The organism is Variovorax sp. OV700, assembly GCF_900099805.1.
Lineage (GTDB): Bacteria > Pseudomonadota > Gammaproteobacteria > Burkholderiales > Burkholderiaceae_C > Variovorax.
Map to the genome: position 1 here is coordinate 68211 of NZ_FNDR01000002.1, position 26026 is coordinate 94236.

The 26026-nt window shown below is 66.4% G+C and carries 28 protein-coding genes; 9 read left to right on the top strand and 19 right to left on the bottom strand.

Features of this window, described 5'->3' with window-relative positions; translation table 11 throughout:
• Positions 1-3171 (bottom strand): efflux RND transporter permease subunit, encoded by a 3171-nt coding sequence (locus tag BLR24_RS03870; RefSeq protein WP_093013005.1) that lies wholly within the window; start codon positions 3169-3171, stop codon positions 1-3.
• Positions 3172-3187: 16 nt separating this feature from the next.
• Positions 3188-4381 (bottom strand): efflux RND transporter periplasmic adaptor subunit, encoded by a 1194-nt coding sequence (locus BLR24_RS03875; RefSeq protein ID WP_093013008.1) that lies wholly within the window; start codon positions 4379-4381, stop codon positions 3188-3190.
• A gap of 144 nt (positions 4382-4525) precedes the next feature.
• Here BLR24_RS03875 and BLR24_RS03880 point away from each other — a divergent pair, with 144 nt between their 5' ends.
• Together BLR24_RS03880 and BLR24_RS03885 are read left to right on the top strand one after the other, a co-directional pair.
• Complete coding sequence (locus BLR24_RS03880) at positions 4526-5152, top strand: TetR/AcrR family transcriptional regulator (RefSeq protein ID WP_093013011.1); 627 nt, start codon at positions 4526-4528, stop codon at positions 5150-5152.
• Between the two features lie 145 nt (positions 5153-5297).
• Positions 5298-5480, top strand: a complete 183-nt coding sequence (locus BLR24_RS03885) for a DUF3606 domain-containing protein (RefSeq protein WP_093013013.1) — start codon at positions 5298-5300, stop codon at positions 5478-5480.
• Between the two features lie 162 nt (positions 5481-5642).
• Here the strand turns inward: BLR24_RS03885 and BLR24_RS03890 are convergent, their stop codons facing one another.
• Both BLR24_RS03890 and BLR24_RS03895 read right to left on the bottom strand, forming a co-directional pair.
• Positions 5643-6119 carry an NUDIX hydrolase gene (locus tag BLR24_RS03890; RefSeq protein ID WP_093013016.1) on the bottom strand — a complete coding sequence of 159 codons (477 nt, stop codon included), beginning with the start codon at positions 6117-6119 and terminating at the stop codon, positions 5643-5645.
• Positions 6116-7564: an aminotransferase-like domain-containing protein gene (locus tag BLR24_RS03895; protein ID WP_093013019.1), complete on the bottom strand. Its 1449-nt coding sequence runs from the start codon at positions 7562-7564 to the stop codon at positions 6116-6118. The genes BLR24_RS03890 and BLR24_RS03895 overlap by 4 nt, the downstream gene beginning before the upstream one ends.
• A gap of 133 nt (positions 7565-7697) precedes the next feature.
• On the opposite strand from BLR24_RS03895, the gene BLR24_RS03900 reads away from it, so the two are divergent.
• The gene (locus tag BLR24_RS03900; protein ID WP_093013022.1) at positions 7698-8834 is read left to right on the top strand and encodes a pyridoxal phosphate-dependent aminotransferase; all 1137 of its coding nucleotides are present in this window, start codon (positions 7698-7700) and stop codon (positions 8832-8834) included.
• 15 nt (positions 8835-8849) lie between these two features.
• Here BLR24_RS03900 and BLR24_RS03905 read toward each other — a convergent pair whose 3' ends face one another.
• The 5 genes from BLR24_RS03905 to BLR24_RS03925 all read right to left on the bottom strand — a co-directional run bounded on the left by BLR24_RS03905 (position 8850) and on the right by BLR24_RS03925 (position 15607).
• Positions 8850-9788, bottom strand: coding sequence for a non-homologous end joining protein Ku (locus tag BLR24_RS03905; RefSeq protein ID WP_093014639.1), 939 nt, complete (start codon positions 9786-9788; stop codon positions 8850-8852).
• A gap of 89 nt (positions 9789-9877) precedes the next feature.
• The gene (locus BLR24_RS03910; protein ID WP_093013025.1) at positions 9878-10720 is read right to left on the bottom strand and encodes a tetratricopeptide repeat protein; all 843 of its coding nucleotides are present in this window, start codon (positions 10718-10720) and stop codon (positions 9878-9880) included.
• A complete protein-coding gene (locus BLR24_RS03915) occupies positions 10717-11658 on the bottom strand; it encodes a non-homologous end joining protein Ku (protein WP_093013028.1) in 942 nt (313 codons plus the stop codon). The genes BLR24_RS03910 and BLR24_RS03915 overlap by 4 nt, the downstream gene beginning before the upstream one ends.
• A gap of 133 nt (positions 11659-11791) precedes the next feature.
• Positions 11792-14452, bottom strand: a complete 2661-nt coding sequence (locus BLR24_RS03920) for an AAA family ATPase (protein ID WP_093013031.1) — start codon at positions 14450-14452, stop codon at positions 11792-11794.
• A gap of 3 nt (positions 14453-14455) precedes the next feature.
• Entirely contained in the window at positions 14456-15607 is a 1152-nt protein-coding gene (locus BLR24_RS03925) for a metallophosphoesterase family protein (protein ID WP_093013035.1), read from the bottom strand.
• 85 nt (positions 15608-15692) lie between these two features.
• On the opposite strand from BLR24_RS03925, the gene BLR24_RS03930 reads away from it, so the two are divergent.
• On the top strand, positions 15693-16118 hold the full coding sequence (locus tag BLR24_RS03930) for a DUF1801 domain-containing protein (RefSeq protein ID WP_093013038.1): 426 nt from the start codon (positions 15693-15695) through the stop codon (positions 16116-16118).
• A 23-nt stretch (positions 16119-16141) separates the two neighbouring features.
• On the opposite strand, the gene BLR24_RS03935 is transcribed toward BLR24_RS03930, so the two are convergent.
• The gene (locus BLR24_RS03935; protein WP_175543174.1) at positions 16142-16516 is read right to left on the bottom strand and encodes an iron chaperone; all 375 of its coding nucleotides are present in this window, start codon (positions 16514-16516) and stop codon (positions 16142-16144) included.
• Between the two features lie 163 nt (positions 16517-16679).
• Between BLR24_RS03935 and BLR24_RS03940 the strand changes: the two genes are divergently transcribed.
• Positions 16680-17051 (top strand): hypothetical protein, encoded by a 372-nt coding sequence (locus BLR24_RS03940; protein WP_093013044.1) that lies wholly within the window; start codon positions 16680-16682, stop codon positions 17049-17051.
• A gap of 12 nt (positions 17052-17063) precedes the next feature.
• Here BLR24_RS03940 and BLR24_RS03945 read toward each other — a convergent pair whose 3' ends face one another.
• A complete protein-coding gene (locus BLR24_RS03945) occupies positions 17064-17609 on the bottom strand; it encodes a peroxiredoxin-like family protein (RefSeq protein ID WP_093013047.1) in 546 nt (181 codons plus the stop codon).
• A gap of 73 nt (positions 17610-17682) precedes the next feature.
• Between BLR24_RS03945 and BLR24_RS03950 the strand changes: the two genes are divergently transcribed.
• Positions 17683-18462, top strand: a complete 780-nt coding sequence (locus BLR24_RS03950; protein ID WP_175543175.1) for a helix-turn-helix domain-containing protein — start codon at positions 17683-17685, stop codon at positions 18460-18462.
• Between the two features lie 33 nt (positions 18463-18495).
• On the opposite strand, the gene BLR24_RS03955 is transcribed toward BLR24_RS03950, so the two are convergent.
• The 4 genes from BLR24_RS03955 to BLR24_RS03970 form a co-directional block, all read right to left on the bottom strand.
• Positions 18496-18891 carry a Rid family detoxifying hydrolase gene (locus BLR24_RS03955; protein WP_093013053.1) on the bottom strand — a complete coding sequence of 132 codons (396 nt, stop codon included), beginning with the start codon at positions 18889-18891 and terminating at the stop codon, positions 18496-18498.
• Positions 18892-19010: 119 nt separating this feature from the next.
• Entirely contained in the window at positions 19011-19295 is a 285-nt protein-coding gene (locus BLR24_RS03960) for a hypothetical protein (protein ID WP_093013056.1), read from the bottom strand.
• Positions 19296-19415: 120 nt separating this feature from the next.
• Positions 19416-20009, bottom strand: coding sequence for an ATPase (locus BLR24_RS03965; RefSeq protein ID WP_302848484.1), 594 nt, complete (start codon positions 20007-20009; stop codon positions 19416-19418).
• A gap of 7 nt (positions 20010-20016) precedes the next feature.
• On the bottom strand, positions 20017-20373 hold the full coding sequence (locus BLR24_RS03970) for a TA system antitoxin ParD family protein (RefSeq protein WP_093013062.1): 357 nt from the start codon (positions 20371-20373) through the stop codon (positions 20017-20019).
• 175 nt (positions 20374-20548) lie between these two features.
• Here BLR24_RS03970 and BLR24_RS03975 point away from each other — a divergent pair, with 175 nt between their 5' ends.
• The gene (locus BLR24_RS03975) at positions 20549-20806 is read left to right on the top strand and encodes a hypothetical protein (RefSeq protein WP_093013065.1); all 258 of its coding nucleotides are present in this window, start codon (positions 20549-20551) and stop codon (positions 20804-20806) included.
• A 66-nt stretch (positions 20807-20872) separates the two neighbouring features.
• Here the strand turns inward: BLR24_RS03975 and BLR24_RS03980 are convergent, their stop codons facing one another.
• The 4 genes from BLR24_RS03980 to BLR24_RS03995 form a co-directional block, all read right to left on the bottom strand.
• Positions 20873-21430, bottom strand: coding sequence for a hemerythrin domain-containing protein (locus BLR24_RS03980; protein WP_093013068.1), 558 nt, complete (start codon positions 21428-21430; stop codon positions 20873-20875).
• Positions 21431-21561: 131 nt separating this feature from the next.
• Positions 21562-21858 (bottom strand): YciI family protein, encoded by a 297-nt coding sequence (locus BLR24_RS03985; protein ID WP_093013071.1) that lies wholly within the window; start codon positions 21856-21858, stop codon positions 21562-21564.
• Between the two features lie 130 nt (positions 21859-21988).
• Complete coding sequence (locus BLR24_RS03990; RefSeq protein ID WP_093013074.1) at positions 21989-23257, bottom strand: MFS transporter; 1269 nt, start codon at positions 23255-23257, stop codon at positions 21989-21991.
• On the bottom strand, positions 23254-23703 hold the full coding sequence (locus BLR24_RS03995; protein ID WP_093013077.1) for an NUDIX hydrolase: 450 nt from the start codon (positions 23701-23703) through the stop codon (positions 23254-23256). The genes BLR24_RS03990 and BLR24_RS03995 overlap by 4 nt, the downstream gene beginning before the upstream one ends.
• A gap of 221 nt (positions 23704-23924) precedes the next feature.
• Here BLR24_RS03995 and BLR24_RS04000 point away from each other — a divergent pair, with 221 nt between their 5' ends.
• Positions 23925-24707 carry a DUF899 domain-containing protein gene (locus BLR24_RS04000; RefSeq protein WP_175543176.1) on the top strand — a complete coding sequence of 261 codons (783 nt, stop codon included), beginning with the start codon at positions 23925-23927 and terminating at the stop codon, positions 24705-24707.
• Between the two features lie 176 nt (positions 24708-24883).
• Entirely contained in the window at positions 24884-26017 is a 1134-nt protein-coding gene (locus tag BLR24_RS04005) for a saccharopine dehydrogenase family protein (RefSeq protein ID WP_093013080.1), read from the top strand.
• The last annotated feature ends 9 nt before the right edge of the window (positions 26018-26026 follow it).

Here is a 26026-nt window from a genome sequence, read left to right on the forward strand (position 1 = left end):
TCAGAGACCTTCCGAAGCAGCGGCGACGGCCGCAGGGGTGTGGGATGCGGGCGAAGCTGGCTCGGCGGGCTTGCGCTTGAACATGCCCAGCACGAGAACGAAGAACAGCGGCACGAAGAAGATGGCCAGGATGGTGCCGGACAGCATGCCGCCGATCACTGCGGTGCCCAGCGCATGCTGCGCACCGGCGCCGGCACCGCTGCCCAGCACCAGCGGCAGCACGCCCAGAATGAAGGCGAGCGAAGTCATGAGAATCGGGCGCAGCCGCATCCGCACGGCCTGCAGCGCCGACTCCACGAGGCTCATGCCGCCTTCGTACAGCTCCTTCGCAAATTCGACGATCAGGATCGCGTTCTTCGACGCCAGGCCGATCGTGGTGAGCAGCCCCACCTGAAAGTACACGTCGTTCATCTTCCAGGTCAGCATCGCCCCGAGCAGCGCGCCGAACACGCCCAGCGGCACCACCATGATCACCGAGAACGGGATGGCCCAGCTCTCGTAGAGTGCGGCCAGGCAGAGGAACACGATCAGGATCGACAGCGCATACAGCAGGCCGGTCTGTCCGCTCGACGCCTTCTCCTGGCGCGACAGGCCGGTCCATTCGTAGCCGATGCCCGGCGGCAGCTTGGCAACCGCCGCTTCCACGATGGCCAGCGCCTCTCCGCTCGATGCGGAACCCGGCATGGCCATGCCCAGGATCTCCACGGACGGCACGCCGTTGTAGCGCTCCAGCCGCGGCGAGCCGGAAGCCCACCCCGCCTTGGCAAACGAGGTGAAGGGCACCATGGTGCCGGCGCTGTTGCGCACGTACCAGCGGTCGATGTCTTCCGGCAGCATGCGGTATTGCGCATCGGCCTGCAGCATCACCTTCTTCACGCGGCCCTTGTCGATGAAGTCGTTGACGTAGCTGCTGCCCCACGCGGTGGAAAAAGTGTTGTTGATGTCGGCCATCGACAGGCCGAGTGCGCCCGCCTTGTGCGGATCGATCTCCAGGCGGAACTCGGGCGTGTCTTCCATGCCGTTGGGCCGCACGGCCACCAGGCGCTTGTCCTTCGACAGCTCTCCCAGCAGTTGGTTGCGCGCCTGCATCAGCGCGGCATGGCCGAGGTTGGCCCGGTCCTGCAGCATCAGGTCGAAGCCAGTGGCGTTGCCGAGCTCCGCCACCGCGGGCGGCGCGAAGGCGAACACCTTGGCATCGCGAATGGTCGCGAAGAACGCGCCGGCCTTGGCCGAGACACCGGTGACGCTCAGCGCTTCGCCCTTGCGCTCGTCCCAAGGCTTGAGCTTGACGAAGGCGAAGCCTGTGTTCTGCCCGCTGCCCGCGAAGCTGAAGCCCGATACCGAGAACACGCCGGAGACCGCATCCTTCTGGTCTTCCAGGAAGTGATGCTCGACCTCGTGGATGACCTGGTTGGTGCGCGCGCTGGTGGCGCCGGGCGGCAGCTGGATCAGCACGAACATCGTGCCCTGGTCTTCATCGGGCAGAAAGCCCACGGGCAGCTTCATGAAGCCGAAGATCACAGCCGCCAGCAGCACGGCATAGACAACCATGTAGCGCCAGCCCTTGCCCAGCATGTGCCGCACCGCGCCCTGGTAGCGGCGGTTGCCGCGGTCGAAGTTGCGGTTGAACCAGCCGAAGAAGCCGGTGCTCGCCATCGCATGCCCCTTGGCGACGGGCTTGAGCAGCGTTGCGCACAGGGCCGGCGTGAGCACCAGCGCCACCAGCACCGAGAGCGTCATGGCCGAGACGATGGTGATGGAAAACTGCCGGTAGATCACGCCGGTGGAGCCGCTGAAGAAGGCCATCGGCACGAACACCGCCGCCAGCACCAGGGCCACGCCAACCAGGGCGCCGGTGATCTGGCCCATCGACTTGCGCGTGGCCTCCTTCGGCGAAAGCCCCTCCTCCGTCATCACACGCTCGACGTTCTCGACCACCACGATGGCGTCGTCCACCAGGAGGCCGATGGCCAGCACCATGGCGAACATGGTCAGCGTGTTGATGGTAAAGCCGAAGGCCAAGAGCACGCCGAAGGTACCCAGCAGCACCACCGGCACCGCAATGGTCGGGATCAGCGTGGCGCGGAAGTTCTGCAAGAAGAGATACATCACCAGGAACACCAGCACCACCGCCTCGACGAGCGTGCGCACGACTTCCTCGATGGAGATGCGCACGAAGGGCGTGGTGTCGTAGGGCTTCTGCACCTTCATGCCCGGCGGGAAGAACTTCTCGAGCTCGGCCACGCGTGCGTCGACCGCCTTCACCGTGTCGAGCGCGTTGGCCCCCGTGGCCAGCTTGATCGCGAGGCCGGCGGCGGGTTTTCCGTTGTAGCGCCCAACCGTGCCGTAGGACTCGCTGCCCAGTTCGATGCGGGCCACGTCGCGCAGGCGCACCTGCGAGCCGTCGGTCTGCGTGCGAAGCAGGATGCCCTCGAACTCCCCTGCCGTCTTCAGGCGCGTCTGCGAGGTGATGGTGGCGTTGATTTGCTGGTTGCTCGCCGCTGGCAGCCCGCCGAGCTGGCCGGAGGAGACCTGCGCGTTCTGCGCCTGGATGGCGGTCTTCACGTCGATCGGCGTGAGATTGAAGTTTGAGAGCTTGTCGGGGTCGAGCCACACGCGCATGGCGTACTGCGAGCCGAACAGCGTGGTGTCGCCGACGCCTTCGACCCGGCTGATGGCGTCCTGCACGTTGGCGGCCACGTAGTCGGACAGGTCGGAGCCGTTCATGCTGCCGTCTTCGGAGGTAAAGGCCAGCACGTTCAGGAAGTTGGCGGCCGACTTGGTCACGGTGACGCCCTGCTGCTGCACCTCTTGCGGCAGCAGCGGCGTGGCCAGCGAGAGCTTGTTCTGCACCTGCACCTGGGCCGTGTCGGGATCGGTGCCGTTCTCGAAGGTCAGCGTGATGGTGACCGAGCCCGACGACTCGCTGGTCGAGGCCATGTAGCTTAGCCGGTCGAGCCCCTTCATCTTCTGCTCGATGACCTGGGTGACGGTGTCCTCCAGCGTCTTGGCGGAAGCGCCGGGGTAGTTGGCGGTGACCGCGACCGCGGGCGGCGCGATGCTCGGATACTGGGCGATCGGAAGTGTGAAGATCGAGAGCGCCCCCGCCAGCATCACGATGATGGCAAGGACCCAGGCGAAGACCGGGCGGTCGATGAAAAAGCGTGCCATGGATGTCTTTCGCCGATCAGTGGGTCGTGCCCTTGGGCGCGTCGGCAGCGGGTGTGCCGGCCGGCTTGGCCTTCCATGCCACCACCTTCACCTCGGCACCAGGCGCCGCACGCTGCTGGCCGTCGACCACCAATTGTTCGCCGGCCTGCAGGCCGCTGCTCACCAGCCACTGGTCGCCCACGGCGCGTTCGGTTTCGAGTGCGCGCAATTGCAGCTTGTTGTCCTTGCCCACCACATAGGCCGTCGGCTTGCCCGTGCTGCCGCGCGACACCGCCTGTTGCGGCACCAGGAGGCCCTGCTCCTTGACGCCTTCTTGCAGCACTGCGCGCACATACATGCCAGGCAGCAGGTCGGCGTTCGGATTCGGGAACACCGCGCGCAGCGTGATCGCGCCGGTGTTCTGGTCGACGGTGACGTCCGAGAACTCGAGCTTGCCTTCGAGCGGGTAGGCACTGCCGTCCTCGAGCAGCAGCTTCACCTTGGCCGTGTTGGCGCCAGCCTTCTGCAGTTCGCCGCGCGCCATCGCCTGCTTCAGCCGCAACAGCGAAGCGCTGGGCTGCGTCACGTCGACGTAGATCGGATCGAGCTGCTGGATGGTGGCCAGCGCGCTGGCCTGGCTCGCGGTGACCAGTGCACCGGGCGTGACGCTCGACTTGCCGATGCGCCCGGAGATCGGCGCATCCACGCGGGCATACGCCAGGTTGATGCGGCTGGTTTCGACGTTCGCCCGGGCCGACGCCACGTCGGCCTCGCCCTGGCCGAGCGACGCAGCAGCGTCGTCGTAGTCCTGCTGGCTCACAGCCTGAATCGCCACCAGCTCCTTGTAGCGCTCGGCCTTGAGCCGAGTCGTCTTCAGGCTGGCTTCGGCCTTGGCAAGCGCGGCCACGTTGCTGTCGAAGGTGGCTTTGTAGGTGGCGGGATCGATCTGGTACAGGGGCTCGCCCGCCTTCACGTCGCTGCCCTCGCGGAACTTGCGCGCCTTCACGATGCCGTTGACCTGGGGCCGCACGTCGGCGATCAGGAACGGCACGGTGCGCCCGGGCAGTTCGGTGCTCAGCACCACTTGCTGCGGCTGGACCGTGACCACGCCCACTTCGGGCGTGCCCGGCGCCGGAGGCGGGCCGCCCGGCGGCTTGCCGCAGGCAACGAGCAAGCAGGTAGACACGAGGGCCGAGGCAAAGGTCAGGCCATAGGTGAGAGGGGGACGCATGACAGGGTTCCTGAAAAAAGACCGAACGACAGCTGAAGGTCGGTCTGCGTTTAAATATACAGTGCTGTACAGAAATGTATTTTGACTTCCAGGGGATGTCAATCAATAATGAGCAGTCATGTACAGAAATAATCAGGAGACACGATGCGGGTCAGAACAGAAGCCAAGCGAGACGCCATCGTCCAGGTGGCGGCGGAGGTCTTCAGGGAACTGGGCTTCGAAGGCGCTTCCATGGTGGAAATCGCCGCCCGCCTGGGCGGCTCGCGCGCCACGCTCTATGGGTACTTCAGTTCCAAGGAAGAGTTGTTCGTGGCCGTGATCCACGGCACGGCACGGATCTATTTCGAGCCCATCTTCGCGGCGCTGGAGCAGCACCGCGACGACGAAGACCTGGAGCGCGTGCTTCAAGGCTTCGGCGAGAAGTTCGTGGCGGGGGCGTGCTCGCAGGAAGCCATTCAGGCCCGCAGGGCCGTGATCGCCGAATCGGGCCGCAGCGACATCGGACGGCTCTTCTTCGAGAACGGTCCCAAGAAGGGGATGACTCAGTTGGCGGAATTCCTCGAACTGCAGATGCAGAAGGGCCGGCTTCGCCGCGCCGATCCGACGGTCGCGGCGATTCACCTGATGTCGCTTCTGGATTCGGAAACGGTCACTCCCAGTCTTCTCGGCCTCCAGGGGCCCTTGTCTCGCAGAGAACTGCGAGACGTGACGCGACGCGCGCTGCAGACCTTTCTTAGAGGCTACGGTCCGGACGACCCCAAGCCGGCATAGCGGCAACACCCGCGCGCCGAAGCCGCGCGCCGCGTAGGAGAGTCACCCTCACCAAGACGCGTCAAAACGGCATGGCGCCGTGGCTCCCCAGCGCTCAACCTGAAGTGCCGGAGGCATCGTGCCGCCGCGACAACAGGAGAAAAACATGCCTGACAACCCGAACAAGACAGGACTGGATCGCAAGCTGATCGCCATTGACGAGCCGCACGAAGTGCGTTCATGGACCGAAGCGCTGAAATGTTCCGAGACGCAGCTGCGAGACGCGGTGAGAGTGGTCGGCAATTCGGCCGAAGCCGTTCGAGCGTATCTGGTCGAGATGCGCCGGTGAACGTCATTCGGCGAATGGAAGAAAGAGTATCGTCATGGCCATATACCTTGCATGGCGGATGTGGGCGAAGCTGAGGTGGCATCTTCGTCACTGGCCTCTCTCATGAAGGCCGACGGGGCGTTGTCCTCGTGGGGCCATGTACGCAGTCGCGAGCGCCGGCGATCAGGGGTACTCGCGCTGCACAGCGTGGGAGAACACCATCGGATCGGCCGCCAGGGAGGCCGCTAAAAACGTGGGCCGCAGGTTGATGGACGCAAGCTCCGCGACTGGGAACCAGCGAAACTCCAGCTCCAGGTGGTCTTCGATCCCCCGATAGCTTTGCGACTTGTCGAGGTGCTCCGAATTCTCGGCCAACGAGACGAGAAAATAGAACCCGATCTCGTGGTTTCGCTGCTCCGCCAGGTCGAAAAAATTCTCAGCGATGTGGAGGAGCGGACCGCACTCCACTTCTTCACCGAGTTCTTCCCTCATCTCCCGCACGATCGTGGCCGATGCCGCTTCGCCCACTTCGACCCGGCCGCCCGGCAAGGCCCAGTACGCATCGCCCGGGGCCCGGTGCACGAGCACGTGACCCCCATGAAGGACGATGGCGGCGGCACGCACCTGAAAGCGCTGGCCGTGAAGATGGACTGAAATCATGGTTGGCGATTGTGGGCCGCAAACGCCCTGCGGGCCATGGCGCCGAGCTTGCGCAGGCCTTTCTCGATCCGCGCATCCCATCCATGGCCGCCGCTCAGCCGCAGGCAGTGGGCATACTTTCCGCTCGCCGAGAACACGACGCCAGGCGCAAAGCAAATGCCCTTGTCCAGCGCCTCGGCAAACAGCAGCCGCGTGTCCGCCGGCTCGGGCAGCTCGACCCACAGTACGAAGTTTCCTGCGGGCCTCGATACCTTCGTGCCCGGCGGAAAGGCCTGCTCGATCACGCGCGTCATGCGGCCGAGCGTGTCGGCAAACTCGCGCCGGATGCGCCGCAGGTGGCGGTCGTAGTCGCCGTTCGACAGGAAGGTGGCGAGCGCCACCTGCGTCAGCACCGGTGTCGCGAGACTGGTGGCGAACTTGGTCTCGAGCACCCGCGCCATGTGCCGGCCGGTCACGATCCAGCCGATGCGGTAGCCGGGCGCGAGCGTCTTGGAGAACGAGCCGCAATAGATGACGTTGTCGTGCCTGTCGAGCGCGCTGAAAGGCAGCGGCCGCTCCTCGCCGAAATGGACGTCGCCATACACGTCGTCTTCGATGAGCGGCACGCGGTGCTTGGCGAGCAGGCGCAATATGGCGCGCTTGTTCTCTTCGGGAATGGTGCAGCCGAGCGGATTGCTGAAGCTCGACGCCAGCACGCAGGCGCGCACCTTTCCCGAGGCCACCACATCGCGCAGCGCATCGACATCCACGCCGGTGATGGGGTCGGTCGGCAGTTCGACCACCTTGAGATTCTTCGCTCGCAGAACCTGCAGCAGCCCGAAGTAGGTGGGCGACTCGATCGCGACCGCGTCACCCGGCTCAGTGACCGCGTCGAGTGCCAGCGCCAGCGCCTCGGTACAGCCGCAGGTGACGGCAATGTCGTCCGGCGACAGCGCCTGCCCGAAACGCAGTGCACGCCGTGCGATCTCCAGGCGCAGCGACATCTCGCCGCGCGGCGGCGAGTAGGTATTGCACTGCCCGCCCTTCACGCGCGCCGTGCGCGCAAGAACGAGGTCGAGCTTGGATGAAGACAGCAGGCGCTGATTGGGAATGGCACAGCCGAGCGGCACCAGGGCATCGTCCGAGGCGTGCTCCAGCAGGCTCAGCATGAGCCCCGACAACTCCACCTTGGCGGGCCGGACCGAATGCCGCGTGGTCGTGGGCACGGGCAAGGCGGGCGGCGCCTTGGCAACGTAGTAGCCCGACTGCGGCCGCACCTCGAGGATGCCGCGGTCTTCGAGCAGGCGATAGGCCTGCACCGCGGTACTGAGGCTGGTGCGCTGCTGCGTGCTGATCTCGCGCAGCGACGGCGCCCGCGCCCCGGGTTGCAACATGCCGCGACCGGCCAGGCCGGCAACGAAATCGGCAACTTCTTCATAGCGGAAACGGGGTGGCTGCTGCGACACAGATGACTCCTCTTTGCATGGACTGCCCTGCACGCAACTGTACTGCACTCAATTTCAAGAAATTGTGGCTGTTATCGTGGGCCGCGAATCTGCAAGATGAGGGCATTGACAGCAACGGTTCAAGCAGCAGTACATGGCACGGTTCCCGGACAACGAGATCATCTCCCTGGTCAGCAAGGCGCCCCGCTTCGATCTCGCGGAAAGCGTGGGCCCGAGCGTGCGGCTGGCGGAACTGATCGACATGGCCTTCGGCGGCGCTGCCGACTTCTCGCTGGACTACGGTACGGCCGCGGGCAACCCGGAACTTCGCCAGCAGATCGCGAACGACAACGGCGTCGATGCCGATGACGTCGTGGTCACAGTGGGCGGCATGCACGCCCTCTTCCTCATTGCGTTCACGTTGTGCGAGGCCGGCGACGAAGCCGTCGTGGCCGAGCCGGTGTTTCCGCTGGCGCGCAACGCGCTGACCGCCGTCGGCGCGACCACGCGCGCGCTGCCGCTTCGCTTCGAAACGGCCTACCGGGTCGATCTGGATGCGCTGCGCAAGCTGCTGACGCCAAAGACCAAGGTGGTGAGCCTGGCCTCGCCGCAGAATCCGTCAGGTGTCGCAATTCCCGCACAGACCTTGCGCGAGATCGCGTCGATGCTGGCCGAGCATGCGCCCCAGGCCTGGCTGGTGGTCGACGAGACCTACCGCGAGGCGGCCTATGGCGACGACGACGCCGCGCCCAGCGCCGCATGCCTGGGCCCGAAGGTCATCTCGGTGTCCTCGCTGTCCAAATGCCACGGCTCGGCGGGCTTGCGCATCGGCTGGGCCATCACGCGCGACTCGGCGCTGCGCCAGGCGCTGGTGACGGCGAAGTTCAGCACGGTGATCTCATGCTCGCCGGTCGACGAGGCGCTCGCACTGGCCGTGTTCAGGCAGCGCGACCGGATCATCGGCGAGAGGCGCAAGCTGCTCGCGCAACACCTGCAATTCACCGAGGAATGGGTGGCGCGCCATCCCGGCCACGTCGAGTGGGTGCGGCCCGATGCCGGAGCGCTGTGCTGCATGCGGCTCAAGCGTGACGTCTTCGACGCCGCGGCTGTCGAACGCTTCTACGCGACGCTGGTCAGATACAGCACGCGCGTCGCGCCGGGTCCGTGGTTCGGCGACGATCCGCTGGTGTTCCGGCTGGGCTTCGGATTGCCGACGCTCACGCAACTGGCCATCGCGCTGGAGTGCGTGTCGGTTGCGCTGACCGAGGCCACGCAGGTCGGCGGCAGATAGCCCCCTCTCGGCGGCCTATGCCGCCTTGCGGCCAGCGCTCGACGCCTTCTTTCGCGGGGCCTTCTTCGCAGCGCCGCCGGCCTTCTTCGCGCTGGCGCCTTTCTTGGAAGCCGCCGCCTTCTTCGCCGTTGTTTCGGCCGGCTTGGCGGCCTTGCCGCCCTTGAGGCTGCGCGTCAGGAGCTCCGTCAGGTCGATGATCTTGGCGCCTTCGGTCGGCGCTTCCTCTTCCGGCTCGATCACCGTTTCGGTGTCCCCGGCCTTGACCTTCTTCTCGACGACCTTCATCACGGCGTGCTTGAACTCGTCCTTGAACTCGTCGGGGTTCCACTTGCCGCTCATGTCCTTCACGAGCTGCTCGGCCATCTTCATTTCCGAGGCCGTCACCTTGGCTCCCTTGACGCCGGCTGCTGGCAGGTCCAGCCCCGCGAGCGATTTCACCTCGTCGCCCCAGCGAAGCAGATTGAGCACGAGCACCTCGCCCGCCGGCACCAGCGCAGCCAGGTGCTGCTTGGTGGCGATCACGACCTTGGCCAGGCCCACCTTGCCGGTCTTGACCAGGACCTCGCGCAGCAGCGCATAGACCTTTTGCCCTTTGTTGATCGGTGCAACGTAGTAGGGCCGCTCCAGGTAAACGAACGGAATCTCGTTGGCGTCGATGAAGCGCTGGATCTCGATGGTCTGCGTCGTGCGCGGATAGATGGCCTCGATCTCGTCGGGCGAGATGACGACGTACTTGCCGTCCTCGTACTCGAAGCCCTTCACGATGTCGTCCTTGTCAATCTCCTTGCCGGTGCGCTTGTTGATGCGCCTGTAGCCCACCGGGTCCATGCTGCGCTTGTCGAGCCAGTCGAAATCGATGCCCTGCTCGATGCTCGCGGTGTGCAGGCCCACCGGAATGTGCACCAGCCCGAACGTGATTGCGCCTTTCCAGAGGGTTCTGCTTGCAGTTGCCAAGATGCTCTCCTTGCGACCTCTCAACGGGTCCATTGGCGGACCCTAGCGCGAAGCGGCCGCATTCGGCGTAGGAGGAAGCCACCTGCGTCCTACGTCTTCCCCTGAAGACGCCTGAAGGCGCTGAAATGCCGGATTGCGAGCTGCTTTTGACCCAGCTCGGCGTACAGCAACGCGGCATTCTGGTGGGCATCGGCCAGGTCGGGCTGCAGTTGCAGGGCCTTTTCGTAGCTGGCCAACGCGTCCTGGATGCGCCCGGCCCCCTCCAGCGCCACCGCGTGGTTGTAGTGCATCAGTGGATCGTCGCCGCAGTGCCGCACGCCCAGGTCGTACAGGTCTGCGGCCTCGTCGCACCGGTTCGCTTCGCAGAGCATGAAGCCCAGGTTGAGGTAGGCATGGGCATAACCGGGCTCCTCTTTCAGAATCTGCCGGTAGGTGGCTTCCGCCGCCTGGGGCGCGGTGGCCTCCAGCGCCTCGGCTTGTTCGAAGAGCGCGTCGAGGTCGGCGGCGCTTGAAGCCCGGCCCTGCTGGGAGAACAGCAAACTCACGGAGCCCTTGCCGGGTTCCACACTCAGGTCCAGCAGCAGCTGGCCGGTGTCCGGCTCCCAGTGCGCATGGGGCGAGCGCACGGTCACGCGGTCGCCCTCTGCCTTGATGCGGATGCCAGCGAGCGGCATCTCCGCGGGCAGCGTGGACCTCAACTGCCGCAAGGATCGGAGTATCTGCCGCGTCGGGATGCGCGCCGCGCGCAGCTCGTGGGCGGAGCGCAAGAGAACCACATCCTGGAACGAGAACTGCCAGGTTCCGGCCGGCGTCTTGACCGGCGCGACGAAGCCAAGCTCGATGAGCTTGCTCACAGCATGCCGCGAGAGGCCCAGCAGCTGGACCACGCCGCGCAGGGTGTAGGGCGACGAGAACCCGTTCGAGGCTTTCACTTCTTCATGCGCGCGCGTGACGGGGCCGGAGCAGCAGCTTTTTCAGCAACCTTGGGCGCGCGCTTGGCCTTGCTCGAGACACTGCGCAAGGGCGCCACCGCCGGCGGACTGGCACTGCGCTTTGCCGCAGCCGGGCGCACCTGCGGACCCGACGTCGCATTGCGCACCAGACTGGCCTTGAGCATCTCGGCAAGGTCGATTACCTGGCCAGAGGCCGCGTCCTCCGGATGCTCCGCGGCCACGATCTCTTCACCGGCGATCTTCGCGTCGATGGCGGCGAGGATGCGCTTCTTTTCCTCGTCCTCGAACATCGCCGGCTCGTAGCTTTCCTGCGAGATCTGGTCGATGAGCTGCAGCGCGAGCTTGAGCTCCGAGGCGCTCGGCTCCAGTTGCTCGATGTCCAGGTCCTCCAGCGACCGCACCTCGTCCGCATACAGAAGCTGCTGCAGGATCAGCCCCTCCTCCTTCGCGCGCACCTGCACCACGTACTGCTTCGACTTCCAGGCCCATTTGGCGAGCGCGCAGCGGCCGCTCTCGAGCATGGCCTTCTTCAGCAGGTTGTACGGCTTGCCGCCGCGCTTGTCGGGCGCAAGGTAGTAGGGCTTGTCGTAGTAGATCGGGTCCACCGCATCCGCCGGGATGAAGGCGACGATGTCGATCAGGTGGCTACCGCCCTCCTCCAGCGCCTTGAGCTCCTCGGGCTTGAAGATCACGAAGCGGTCTTTCTCGAATTCATAGCCCTTGACCATCTCGGCGCGCGGAACCACCTTCTGGGGGTCGGTGGCGGAAACGTACTGCTGCTTGACCCGCTCGCCCTCCTTGGACAGCAGGTTGAAATGCACCGTCGCCGACCCTTCGGTGGCCGAGTAGAGCCGGACCGGAATCGAAACCAGGCCGAAGCCCAGCGACAGCGAAGCAATAGAACGGGCAGTGGCCATCGGGTGCTCCTCGGAACGAGGGAACAACATGCCACTTTTCAAGGCTCGCGGAAAGAGGCGCGTTTCGCCGGATATGTGTCGGCGTGTGTGCAAGACGCCGGTCGCCGGGCTGCCGCCGCCTGCCAGGGGCCCTTCAGCCCAGCGGCCGCAGCGCAACCCCCATGTCGCGCCAGTGGTCCGGATGGCAGGTGAACAGCAGCACCTGGTGCCGCTGCGCGGCATCGAACAGCGCGCGCTTCATCTGCGCCAGCCGGGGAGCGTCGCTGTGGACCAGCGCGTCGTCGAGGATCAGCAGCGTCGGACGGCCCGCCTCCTGCAGCAAGTCGGCATAAGCGAAGCGGCTGATAAGCCGCAGTTGCTCGCGCGCGCCGAAGCTCAGCTCCTGCAACTGGCCGCTCTCGGCGGCGCCGCCGGCGTCGAGACGGGTCAGCGTGGCGGGCGCGAGCCCCGCGTCCATCTGCACGGTCGCCCCGGGCATCAGCAGAGGCAGGTAGTGCTGCATGCGCGTTTGCAATGGCGCCTGCAGCCGGGTCAGCGTGGCCTGGCGCTTTTGCTCGAGCTTGTGGCACAGCAGCGCGAGCGCATCGGCGCGGCGCTGCAGCTCGGCATGCCGGCGCCGTGCCTGCGCGAGCTGTCCGGCCACGGCCTCCCGCTGTTCCTCCAGGCCCTGTGCGCCGGCCTGCTGCAGCGTGTTTTCCAGCAGCAGCAGTTGCTCGCGGCGCAGCTGATGGCCGCGCGTGACCTGCTCGATGCTGCGCTGCAGCCGGTCGATATCCTGCAGCACGATGTCGGGCCGCGCGGCCTGCACGTCGGCGCTCGTCTGGTCGATGCGGGCGGTCAGCGCCTCGGCCTCGGCGCCCGCGGCCAGCCATTGCTGGCTGGCCTGGGCATGGCGCTGCTGCCGGCCCGGGTCCGCGAGCGCCGCCTGCGCTGCCGCGAATTCGCGCCGGGCAGCCGCGCTCGCCTCCTGCGCCGCCGATTGCCGGCGCTGTGCATCGGCCAGGGATTTCTGCGCCGCCTGCTCGGCCGCCACCGCGGCTTGCTGCGCGGCCTCGGCTTCCTCGATCGACAGGGTGGGTTCGGCCGCCGCCGCGGGCAGGCGTTCGCAGGCCGCTTGCGCGGTGGCGATGCGCGATTGCGCCTGTGCGAGTTCGCCGCGCAGCACCTCCAGTCCGCGCGGCGCGACGATGCCGAGCGCCTGCTGCGCGAGCTTGGTCTGCGCATCGAGATCGGCCGAGGCGCCGAGCCGCGACCGGGCCTGCGCGATGTCGTCGACGCCAGAGGCCCGCAGCGCCGCGCGCATGGCATCGCGTGCATCGGCGTGCGCTCGCGCAAGCGCCACGAGGTCGTCGCCGCCCGGCGTGATGACCAGCCGGCCGCCGCCCGGCAGGTGCAGCGTGGCGGGTGCGTCGATGAGTCGTTCGCCCTGCCCGCGCAGGTCGTGGCCCCCGTCGCGTGCCTGCAGTTCGAGGGCCTGGCCTTCCGGCAGCACGAACTGCAACCGCGTGGCCACGGCCTGCCGGCGCAGATCGGCATCGTGCTCGGCACGCTCGAGCTTTTGCAACTGCTCGACGTCGGCGGCGCGGATCTTCGGCGCCGCCGCGGCGGTGGCCTGCAGGGCCGCGAGCCGCGCGTGGGCCTCCTCCGCGTGCGCCAGGCTGTCGGCACTGCGCGCCGCATCCGCCTGCGCCTGCTGCAGCAACTGCTGCAGATTGCGGCGCTGGGCCTCCTGGCTCGCCGCGCGCCAAGCGTCGCGGGCGCTGTCGACGCGGCGTTGGGTTTCCGCTGCGCTTTGGCGCGCATGGGCCACGGCGGCGTCGCTGTCCTGCAACTGCTTCGCGGTCTCTTTGCAGGCACGCTCGCGCGTTTGCGCTTCGGTCTGCTGCTGCGCGAGCCCGGCCAGTTCCTTGGCGAGCAGCTCCCGGGTTTCGTGCAGCTGGCGCAGGCGCGCGCGGTCGTTGCGCAACTGCTCCTGGCCCGCCTGCAGTGCGTCGTTGCGGTGCTGCGCGGCCAGCAACTGCTCGCGCAGCGCTTCCCAGGGCCGCGCCATCTCGTCGGCCTGATGCTGCTGGCGCATTTGCGCGAGCTGGTCGACCTGCTGGCGGTAGGCGGCGACCTGCGCGTCGATCGCGCCGAGTTCCGCCTCCAGCGTGGCCACGTGCGCAATGGCCTCGGCATGGGCGGCGCGTGGCTTGCCGGTCGAGGTCAGGAGTTCGTCGCGCTGCGCGCGCAGGCTGTCGAGAATCGCGTCGCCACCGCTCGCAGCCAGCGCCACCGCCGAATCGCCGGCCGGGTCACGAAGGGCGTCATGCAGATGATCGCGCGCATGGCTGACGTCCAGATCCTGCCCGCGCCCCTGTTCCACCCACAGCAAGCCCGGGATGCCCCAGTTCTCCGGCTTGCTCGCACCCTTGCCGGCGAAGGAGAAGCCGAACAGCTGGGCCAGGTGGTCCTCGGCATCGGTGCCGTCGAACGAACGCGCACCGGCGGCCAGGGTGCAGCGCTTCTTGCCGAGAAAGCTCTTCACCAGCCGGTGGCCCTGGCCGTCGATCAGGAAATCGAGTTCGACCAGCGGCGCCGCGCCGCTGCCCTCGCCCCAGGGCCGCAGGTCTTCCACGGCCGTGGAACGGTGGCGCTCGAAAAAGGCCGCGCGGATGGCGCGCACCAGCGTGCTCTTGCCGGCCTCGTTGGGCGCCGCCAGGATGTTGAGCCCGGGCTCGAAGCCGCCGAGTTCGAGCGGTGAGCGAAAGCGACGCAGCTGCTCGACGCGCAGGCGGGTGATCTGCAGCTTCATGGCTTAAGCGCCCTCCTTCGAGGCCATGGCCGATGCCACCGGCGATCGCTGCGCGAGCTCGGCCGCCAGCAGCGCCAGTGCATCCTGCGCCACGCGCGCCTCCGGTGAATCGGGGCTGGCCTGCGCATCGCGCAGTTCCTGCACCACCTCGCCCAGGTAGCCGTCGGCCTGCAGGCCGGCAATGTCTTCGTCGGTGGGCACGAGCCGCAGCGCCGACAGATCGATCTGGAGATGGCGGGCCCGGGCCTCGGCGCGGCCGATGGCTGCCTGCAGGCGCTGCAGCCCGTCAACGTCGACCTGGCCCTGCACGTGCAGCTCGGCCACGTCGTGCGAACCCAACCGGTCGAGTTGCGCGATCAACGCGTGGCCATCGCTGGCAACCTGCAGTGCCGAGGCGATGGATTGCCAGCGAAAATTGGCGACCGCAAGCGGAGTCACCTGCGGCTCGGCGCCCGGCGCGGCAATGTCCACCAGCAGCGCCTGGCCCGATCCGTTGTCCTTGAAGCGGTCCGGCTCCGGCGTACCCGCGTACCAGGTGCGCGCGTCGACGCGCTTGCAGCCGTGCCAGTCGCCGAGCGCGAGGTAGTCGAGCCGCGCGGTCGACGCGCGGTCGGGCGCGATGGGGTTCGCCGAGTCGATGTCTTCCGCGAGCAGGCCCTGCACGCTGCCGTGCGCCAGGCCGATGCGCAGCATGCCCGCGGGCGTTTCGGCCGCGTCGAACCAGGCCGTGAGGTCGTTGTAGGTGTGGCGCTGCGCGAGCGGCGCGGGCAGCACGGCAAAACCCTGCGCCTGGAACACGCGCACTTCGGGCACCAGCAGCGCGTGGACGTTGGGCGGCGCCACGCGAAGCCGCTGCGCGCGCGTCCACACGCTTTCCGCAAGGGCAGCGTCGTGGTTGCCGGGAATCATGAGCCAAGGCCCCGCATAGTCCGACAGCGCATTGAACAGACGGCGTAGCGTGCGCTCCGAAACGGTCTGCACGTCGAAGACGTCGCCGGCGACGAGCACGGCGTCCACCCGATGCTCGGTGGCCAGCGCCGCGAGCCGCTCGACCACCGTGATGCGCGCCTCGGCCAGGATCGGCGCGTGCTCGGGATCGAAGGTTGCGAACTGGCGGCCGATCTGCCAGTCGGCGGAATGAAGAAAGCGTGTCATGTGGGGTCGGTTAAATTCCGCAGATTCAGTCGGCCAGCGGATCTTCGACGTCGAAGTCGGGCCGCAGAACTTCCAGGATCAGAACATGAAAAAATCGGATGCGAGCCCAAGCCTGCCGGCATCGGAACTCATCTCCCAAAGAATCGCCGACCTGGCGGACTGGCGCGGCGAAGCCCTCGGCAGAATGCGCAAGCTCATCCAGGACGCGGACCCCGAAGTCGTCGAGGAATGGAAGTGGATGGGCACGCCGGTGTGGTCGCACGACGGCATCATTTGCACCGGCGAATCCTACAAGGACAAGGTGAAGCTTACCTTCGCCAAGGGCGCGTCCCTGGAGGATCCGGCCGGCCTTTTCAACGCGAGCCTCGACGGCAACATGCGCCGCGCCATCGACATCCACGAAGGCGAAAAGGTCGACGGGCCGGCCTTCAAGGCGCTCGTGCGCGAGGCAATCGCCCACAACACGGCGGGCAAGGCGTCGAAAAAAACTGCAACGAAGGCGAAGACCTGAGCTGAAGCCGCGGATGCACTGCGTCACCAGAAGGCATCGTCTTCGCGTTCACGCACCGCGCGCACGCGCTGCTCGGCAATCTTGCGGATGAGCTCTTCGGGCAGCGGCTTGCCGTAGGGAACCTGCAGCATGCCCTTGGTGGTCTTGTGCGCTTCCAGTTCCTTGCTGAAAGGCTCCAGCCCGGCCGCCGTCGGCGTGAAATTGAGATGCGCCTTGTGCGCTGAAAACGCGAAAAGAAAGCGGGGCTCCACGAAGAATGGGGTTCCCCACTTGATCGCTTCTTCGGCGTCCGGCGCAACGCTTTTGAGGAGCGCGTACAGCCGGCGCAAATGCGGCTGGCCCTCTCGCGGCGCTGCGCGGATGTAGTCATCGATCGTTGCCGGACGTTGAGCTGTCATCTTTTTTCCCCTTGGCGGACGCATTCGACCCCCAAAGTCCGGGCGGCCCGTCTGTTTTCTCGTGACATCTTGGAACCTTCTTCACGGTCGCGATGTGCGCGGTCCCGCGACGCCATGCGTTGGAAGACCATCGGGATTGTTCCCGGAACTTTCAGGAGATGAAATGATTTTGACTCGAACTGGCCTCAAGCTGGCCCTCTCTGGCGCGTTGGCCGCCGGCGCTCTCTTCGGAGTGGCCTCGGCCACCGCGGGCACGAGCTGGTCGGTGGGCGTGTCCGTGCCGGGTGTGGTGGTGAGCAGCGAGCCGGCGCCGGTCTACTACGAACCCGCGCCCGCTTATTCGCCGCCGCCCCCTGTCTACTACCAGCCAGCCCCGCCAGTGCGCTACCAGCCGGCACCCGCCTATGTTGCGCCAGCGCCGGTCTACTACGAGCCAGGGCCGAGCTGGGAGGAACGCCGCGCCGAGCGCCGCGAGTGGCGCCGCCGCGAGTGGGAGCGCCGCGAGCATTACCGCCGCTACGACGACCGGTATTGAGCGTTCCGGGGCCTATTGCTCCGCGATGGGCCCCACGTGCTCGCCACGCGCCGGATAGTCGTTCTTGATGACGAAATCCAGCGCCTGCACCATCTCCGCGAAGTTGGGCCGCACAAAGGGCATCGATTGCACTGACAGGTAATAGACGGTGTTGTCGGGCCGGATGAGGAACAAGCCGGGCTCCGAGAAAAGCGCGGGCTCTTCGATGCCGATGGAAGTCTTGCCGCGCGAAGCGGAAACATACAGCCCCCACTGCCTGGCGTCCGCCAGCGAAAGGCCGAACCCAACGCGCAACTTGGCCGCACCGATCTTTTCAGCCATGGCACGGGCGCGTTCTTCGGTGTCCGAGCTGATGGCAATGGTGCTGACCCCGCGCTCGGCAAAGGCCGGCGTCAGGCGTTCCAGTTCCTTGAGGTAAGTGGCGCAGATCGGGCAGTGCAGGCCGCGGTAGAAGCACACCAAGGTCATGCGCTCCGGTGCTTCTTCGGACAGGCGAAATTGCGTCCCAGCGAGGGTATCGACGGCGAGTTCGGGGGCATGTTGGCGTGGCGTCAGCATCTGGCTCCTTCAAAGGTGGTTGCGTGAGAGCCTGAAAGATCGCATGCTTATGGTCATGAAGAGTCCAGATTTCATGATCCAAAGTACAACTCCGGGCAAGATGGACCGCCTTGCTGCCTTCATCGAGGTGTTCAAGCTTCGGATTGCGGTGGTTTCCACACCCCACGCCAGCAGCCCCGGCAGCCCGGCCTTGCTTCTGGCGGGTTCCGAGGACGAAGGCAATGCCCGCGTCGTCTTTCGGCTGCACGGTTTCAGTGAAGTGCCGGACGATGTTCGTGTGGTGGCCGAGGTCAATTTCGACAACGAGGCCAATCCCCTGATGAGTGCCTTGCCCGACGAAATTTCGGTGCCACTGGGAGGGTCGGTTGCGCTCCAGGCCACCGCGATGGCATTCCTGAGCGAGGCGGCGGAAGGCCGCTGCGGCCGCAGCGCGGCCTTGAACCGGCTTGCCGAGGTGCTCATGCTGATGGTGCTCAGGAGCGCGATCGATAGTGGCGCGCAGCAGCCGGGCCTGCTCGCAGGGCTCGCGCACGCTTCATTGCATCGCGCCTTGGTATCGATCCACGAGATGCCGGCGCATCCATGGACCGTGGACGACCTGGCGGCCAGCGCGGCCATGTCCAGAAGCGCGTTCATGTCGTCGTTCCGCACGACCGTCGGCATGACGCCGATGGCCTACCTGGGTGCGTGGCGGCTCACGCTGGCGCGCCGGCACCTGAAGGCCGGTGAGGCTGTCAAGCTGACGGCGCGCCGTGCCGGGTTTGGCAGCGCGGCCGCGTTCTCCAGGGCGTTCTCGAGGGCCTATGGACACGCGCCCGCCGACCTGAAGCGTGCCGGTGCTTCTGCTTTGTGATCGCCAGGTCTGAGCCGCGCCGGCCGTTTTGCTCTACCGAGGCGAATCAGGCGCCCTGGCAATCACGTCGATTTCCACCAAGGCACCCAGGGGCAGGCGCGACACCTCGACGCAGGCCCGCGCGGGAAATGCGCTCGGAAAGTAGCGGGCGTAGACCGAGTTCACGGAAGCGAAGTCGTCCATGTTCGTGAGGTAGACCGTCGCCCGAACGACCCGGTCGAGGCCCGAGCCTGCGGCCCGCAGAATCGCTTCGATGTTCTTGAGCGCGCGGTCGGCCTGTGCGGCCGCATCCGCGCCCGTGAGCGCGCCGGTGGCCGGATCGAGCGCGACCTGCCCCGACGTCCAGAGCCATCCGTCGAGAAGCACACCCTGGGAGTACGGACCGACGGCGGAAGGAGCCTCCGCGGTTTGGACGATGGTCTTGCTCATGGCTTTCTCCCGCGCGACCGATGCAATGGGGAGTCTTTCGGCCGCCGGCCCCGCAACCGAATCGGGAATATGCGCCTGAAGAGACCGGCGAGCAAGAACGAGAGCTACCCCAGGGCCGGTCAACCCGCCCGTCGGGACCGGCGAGGCTCCCGCGCCACATGGACCAGCGCTGCGATCAGGCCGACCCCCGCGATGGCGCACCACGCCGTCGCAGGGCTGCGCAAGGCAAGCGCCCACGACGAACGGGCGCGTCTTGGCGCCACGCCCGAAGCGGCCTGCCCCAGCGGCGTGAGCGGCCGCGCGGTGTTCGGATCTTCTTCGCTCTCGAGCATCGCCTTGGAAATTTCCAGCGGCGTCAGTTCATCGGCAATGGGTCCGGACAGAGATGGCTCGTTGGCGCTCATGGAAGACCTTTCGTTGGGCGGTTGGAGTGTTGCAAGCTTCGGCCACATTCTTGCCAAACCTGCGCAGCCGGCAACGAAGATCCGCGTAGGCCGAGGGCGCACGCGCACGCGAGGGGCGCCTCAAGCCAGCCCGAGCTCCGGGCCATAGAGCGCCCTGGCCCAATCCGGCAGGTCTTCAGAGGCGGCGATCACTTGGCCCTTGGTGAAGGCGATGAGGCGCCGCGCCGGCATGTTGAGCCCGGAGTTGTCGTACACGAAGGCATGGTCGGCCAGCAGCACGGCTTCGCGAATCAGCGGCTGATTGCGCTCGAACCGCTCCCTGATCTTGTCTTCGGGGACATCGTGTCCGCCCTCGTCCACCCGTTGGCCAACCCGGCTGACCGAGAGCTCCACGCGGCGCACGTTGATGTGATAGACCACGACCCGGAACCCAGCGGCCTGGGCATCGCGGATCAGCGCCAGCTTCGACTCGTGAGAGAACGTGGATTCGGAGACGAAGCTGATGCCCTTCTCCAGCGCCTGCCTGCGGCGGCTCTCCGCAATGGCGGCCGCCCGGTAGGCCGCGGCCATCGACGGATCGCCGAGTTCCTCGCGCTGGATCAGATCGGCATTGATAAACAGCGCCTTGATGCGCGGGCGTATGACGAGTTCATAAAAGGTGGACTTGCCGGCGCCATTCGGGCCGGCAAGCATGATCATCGTCGGACGGCTCACGCGGCGCTCAACGCTTCACCGCGGGTGTGCCGAACACCAATTGATCCTTGTCATCGAGCCCCACGCCCACGCCGCGGCGGCGTCGGTCGCGCCAGAAGTCTTCTTCCACGGCGGTGGCGGGTGCATCGGCCATGGCCTGGATGAAGTCGTCCTGCCCGGCTTCGGCGAGCGAATCGAGCGACAGCGGCTCGAGGCCACGCAAAGCCATCTCGACGCGGGAATAGCCGACTTGCGGATCGCGTTCCATGGCGCGCCCAATGCGTAGCCAGTGCTCGGCCTGGCCGGAAATCGACCGGCTGTTCACCCGCGCTGCATCGCGCAGCGCCTTCATTTCCACGTCTGAAATCTTGACCGCCTGGCTCATAGAAACTCCGTTGAGGTTCCATTTTGCAACCGTAGGGGGCAAACCGCAACCCTAGACGCAGCCAAGGGCTCGGGAAGTCCCCGAGGACGGATTTCCCCTATTGAACGATCTCTGGCCGGATTCCTGGCGTACAGTACTAAAGTTCTCACATACTCCAACTCACGCAGGTCCAGCCGTGCCCTACTACGAACTGAAGATTGGCCATCAAACCGGCTTGGTCCAGGTTGCCCAGGACCTCGTCTGCTACACCGCGACGCTGTACTGGATGCCGCAGCGCCGATCGCCGAAAGCACCGGACGAGGTCAACTCCACGCCGCTGGAGCACCACCAGACCTTCGGACCCTCGGAAGCCGAGGCGCTCGAATCGCTGCGTGCCTGGGCAGCCGACCACTTCGAGTCGGTCAGCGACTTCGCCCAGATCGGGCCGCCGTAGGCGACGGCTTCGCGCCCTCCGCCGTGATGAGCTGCCGATCGGAAGCAGTGCTTGCGTCCTGACTTCTCACGACGCAAATCCAGAAACCTGCCCGTGCATATGCGGACGCCGACGTTCACGCTCCTTCGCGGCGCGTACCTCCTTCGAAATGGACGACACCACGGCAGCCCATTCTTCCGCCGTGAGGAGCAGCGCTGTGTGCGAATGCAAGAGCGTGTCCTCCTTGTCCAGATGCACTGACATGAGCTGCCGGTGTTGTTGCAACAAGGTCTCGGCTTTTGCAGCCGCGTTCATGTCGCCGGCCTCCACAAGCTCCAAGACGACCTTGGCCTGCGAGAGAAGGCTATTGCAGCGTTCGCTTTCCGCGTCGAGCTCACCCAGAAGCTCGTCGGCTTCGCCCGACCTTCCGCGCAGCATGTTCAGCATGACGACGCCTTTGGGGCGATGCGTTGCTTCTTCGAAGGCCTCCAGACGTTCGATGACCCTGATGGCGGACGCCGCCCTTCGCCGCACGCACGCCTCGTCTTCTTCCGTCTTCATCACCGTGTGAAGTCGCGCCAGCAACTCCCGGGTGCGAGCGTGCTCGGCGCGCAGGATGGCCCACGCGCATTCGGCTGCCAACATGCTTCATCTCCTTTGGACCAGCGACTTGCCTATTCCAAAATTGCTGCGAAGTCGAACCTTTAACACCATGGTTCTACGCCGTTGCGCGAAGCACTGCAAGTCCGTCGAGGCGCGATTGCAGACGAGGAGAATCAGCCGCGTGAACGCAAATGGCGCATCGGAAGAACGTCGTAGCGTGCACCGCCAGCTGCCACCATCGGGTCTTGCGAGGCCAAGGCCTTGATGTCCACCTCGTCGGCGACCTGGTAGAGCGACAGGCCCCACCCTCCCGCCGGATCATCCACGGGTCCGTGCGCGACCACGATGCCCTTGTCGAGCAGATCATTCAGGAAGGCGCCATGACGCTTCATCAGGTCGACCTCCTCGGGCGTCATCGTCGCAAGAAAATCGGCGCGCGGAGGCAAGAACTTGCACAGGTAGTATTTCATTCGGGGTTCCTTGAAAGAAGCGCGGATGTCCGCCCTTCCAACGGGGTGTAACGCAGCTTCGGCGTTGCATCAGTCACGGCCGTGACCACCGCCATGTCGGGTCGGGGCCGCAGATCAGACGCGCCGCTGGTCACTCCCCATCGAGCCGGTCCCGCCGCATGGCCCGCCAGAGTGCGAGGTCGTAGGAAATCTTGAGCAGCCCGCAGGCGATCAGCGGCAACGAGATCCAGCCGGCGGCAAACAGCGCCCCGCTGATCGTCGGGCTGATGGCCGCCGCGAGGCTGCGCGGCACGGCCGTGAAGCTCGCCGCAGCGCTGCGCTCCGCGGGCGTGACGACCGCCATCACATAGGCCGTTCGCGTGGGCACGTCCATCGACGACAGCGCGCTGCGCACCATCAGCAGGCCGAGCGCCATCGGCAGGCTCGGCGCCAGCGCCGCCAGGACCAGGCAGACGTTGGCCGGCAGGTGCGTGAAGACCATGGTGTTGAGCAAGCCGATGCGCTGGGCGACCACCGGTGCGGCAAGCTGCGACGCCGCGCCGAGCAGGCCGGTCCAGAAGAAGAACACGCCGGCCTGTGTCAGCGAGAAGCCGAATCGCTCCAGCAGCCACAGAGACATCAGTGCGTTGATAGCCAGTCCACCGGCAAACGAATCGACGCTGAAAAGCGCCGCCAACCGCATCACGACGCGGCGCGACGGCCCGAGCGGTGCCGGTGCGACAGGCGCGCTGTCCGCGCTACCAGCGCCAGCGTGTGCTGGCAGGTTCCGGTAGAGCCAGAACACAGCCAGTCCGATGGCCGCATAGACCACGAACATCCCGCGCAGCGCGTCGAGCCGCGCGAACTCGCTGTGCCGAACCAGCCAGTCCGGCACGGCGGCCGCCAGCGCACCCAGGGCTGCACACAACGCACCCGTGAGGCTGTAGCGCGCGAACAGCGCCGTGCGCGCATGGCCCTGTGCCGCTGCGGCCAGGCGGGCATGCTCGAGCGGCAGAAACACGCTGACGTCGCCTGAACTGGGATTGAGCGTGCCGACCAGCGCGACGACCAGCAGCGGCCAGAACGACGTCAGGCCCGCAAAGCCGAGGCCCGTGGCCGCCATCAGCAACGCCGCGCCGCGAAGCAGCCGCCCGCCCGCGAATCGATACCCCCAGGCGCCGACCGCAAGCGTGGCGAGCGCGGAGCCCAGCATCGTCGCCGTGCTGACGATGCCCACCTCGAGCGTTCCGAGCCCGATCGACAGCAGGTAGGCTGGCAGCAGCACCGCCATGTAGCCGTCTCCAAAGGCGCGCAGCCCCCGTGCGGCAAGCAAGGGCACGGCACCGGGGTCGACGCCGGGAGGCAGCAGGCGCGCCAGAACGGCGCTTGCGATAGTGCCGGCGCGGCCGGCGATCTTCATTCGGATATCTCCGGCCGCATCGCCTCGAAGCCAGGCAGCTTCCGAAGCAGCGCCGTCATCGACTTGGCTGCAAAGGACGGTATGTCCGCGACGTCTACCCATCTGAACCGATCCACCTCGGGCGTCATCACGCCCGAGGCGTGGTGAGGAAAGAAGCTGGTGCACTTGCAGGCCGCGATGTCGTAGTTGCGCGTGTGCAGGAGAACCCGGAACAGGTGCAGATCCTTGCGCGCCATGTACGCCATGCGGCCGAGCTCCTCCATCGCATCCGGGGCCAGCGCGATGCCAGTCTCTTCCCTGACTTCGCGGATGGCCGCCTCGCGCGCGGACTCGCCCGCTTCACCTCCGCCCTTGGGGATGTCCCAGTGCTTCTGGCCCGTCGCATGCGCCAGCAGAAGCTGGCCTTGCTCGTTGAAGATGAGCACGCCGTAGGAGGTGGTTTTCATAGCCTGCCGATTGTCGCCACGCGAGGGCGGGCGCGCCACGTTCGCACCGCTATTGCAACCAGCATCTCCCCTGCAATCCCGCCACACTTGTTACTCCCAAACTTCGATCTGCCACGCCAAACTGTCTCTCCGGGCTCAACCACGAGCGACGAGCAAGCAGCGGATGGCATCGCGCTTCAGGCATGAGGCGCGGACATTCGCCCAACCAGGAGATTTCAGCGATGAGTACCTCAGCCGAGAACGGCCCCAAAGGCAGCCAGCCCGTCATGCAGACGCCACCCGTCGTATCGCCCCAGGCGTGGGAAGCGGCCCGCGAACAACTGCTTGTGAAGGAAAAAGCCCATACCCGCGCAGGCGATGCGCTGGCCGCCGAGCGCCGGCGAATGCCTTGGATGGCAGTGGATAAAGCGTATGCATTCGAGGGGCCCGCAGGCAGGGCCAGCCTGCTCGACCTGTTCGACGGCCGGCGCCAGCTGATCGTCTACCGCGCTTTCTTCGAGCCCGGCGTGTTCGGTTGGCTCGACCACGCCTGCCGGGGCTGCTCCATGGTGGCTGACCAGGTTGCCCACGTCGCCCACCTGAACGCGCGCGACACCACCCTCGTCTTCGTTTCGCGTGCGCCGCAGACGGACATCGCACGGCTCAAGGCGCGCATGGGATGGGAGATCCCGTGGTTCACCCTCACCGACAGTTTCGACGCCGACTTCGGCGTCGACGAGTGGCACGGCACCAACGTGTTCTTCCGCGACGGCAGTCGCGTGTTCCGCACGTACTTCACCAACAACCGCGGCGACGAGCAGATGGGGAACACCTGGAACTACCTCGACATCACGCCACTGGGCCGGCAGGAGGTCTGGGAAGATTCACCCGAGGGCTATCCGCAAACGCCGACCTACAAGTGGTGGAACTGGCACGACAACTACACCGCGGAAGCCGTGCCCGACAAGAAATGGGTCGAGGTGTCGGACGCCGGGGAAGCCGCGTTCCGGGCCCAAGGCGAATGAACAGCCCGCCGTCGGGTTCCTGATTCGAAGATCCACAGGGGCAGCGCTTCGAATCGTCACCTGAGTTGGTCGAAGCGGCGAAACGGCTGACGCTTTCGACGTTCTGCTCTCTGGCAGCTGCCAGCCATTGCTTTTACATTTTTCTTCACGGAGCCATTGCTCCTTGGAGAAACAAAATGTCGAAGCAGCTACAACTCAGGAACGTTCTGGTTCTGGGCGCAGGGAAGGTGGGCAGCACGGTGGCCGACATGGTGGCCGAATACCACCGCGTGCCCGTGACACTGGCCGACCAACTGGCGGGCAAGCCGTCCGGCGATCCGCTGGTCCGGCGGATCACATTGAACGTGGAAGACGACACCGCGCTCGCCAGCGAGCTGGCGTCGCATACCGTGGTCATCAATGCATTGCCCTTCTTCCTCGCCGCGCGCGTCGCCACGCAGGCGGCCAGGCTGGGCGTGCACTACTTCGACCTCACGGAGGATGTGGCCGCTACCCACGCCATCCGCCAGCTGTCGGGCGAAGCCACCTCGGTGCTGATGCCGCAAAGCGGCCTGGCGCCCGGCGTGATCGGGATGCTCGGCGGCCACCTGGCGGGAGACTTCGACGAGCTGTACGACCTGCGCCTTCGCGTCGGCGCGCTGACGCGCAATGCCACCAACAGCCTTCGCTACAACTTCACCTGGAGCATCGACGGCGTCATCAACGAGTACTGCAACGCCTGCGACGCGATCGTGAACGGCCAGCTCGTGTCGGTGCAGCCGCTCGAAGGCCACGAGACCTTCACGCTCGACGCGGAAGCCTTCGAGGCCTTCAATACCTCCGGCGGACTGGGCACCCTGTGCGAGACCTTGCGCGGCAAGGTGCGCAATCTCGACTACAAGACCATCCGGTACCCGGGCCATCGCGATGCGATGAACTTCCTGCTGCATGACCTGCGCCTGATCGAGCGCCGCGACCTGCTGCGCCAGGTGCTCGAGCACGCGGTGCCGCATAGCCGCGAGGACGTCGTCATCGTGTTCGCCTCAGCCTCGGGCCTGCGCGAGGGCCGCTTCGAGCAGGAAACCCGCGTGGGCCGCGTCTTCGGCGCCACACTTCGCGGCACGGAGCGCACCGCCATCGAGCTCACCACGGCCGCGGGCGTGGTCGGCGTGCTCGAGCTGCTGCTGAAGGGCAAGCTGCCGCGGGCCGGATTCGTCGGGCAGGAGCAGGCACCGCTCGAGGAGTTTCTCGCGACGCGCGTGGGCCACTACTACCAGGGCCTTGGCGCGAGCGCGCCGAGCCCCGCGCACAAAGAGGCGGCCGAAGCCTGAGCGCTTCGC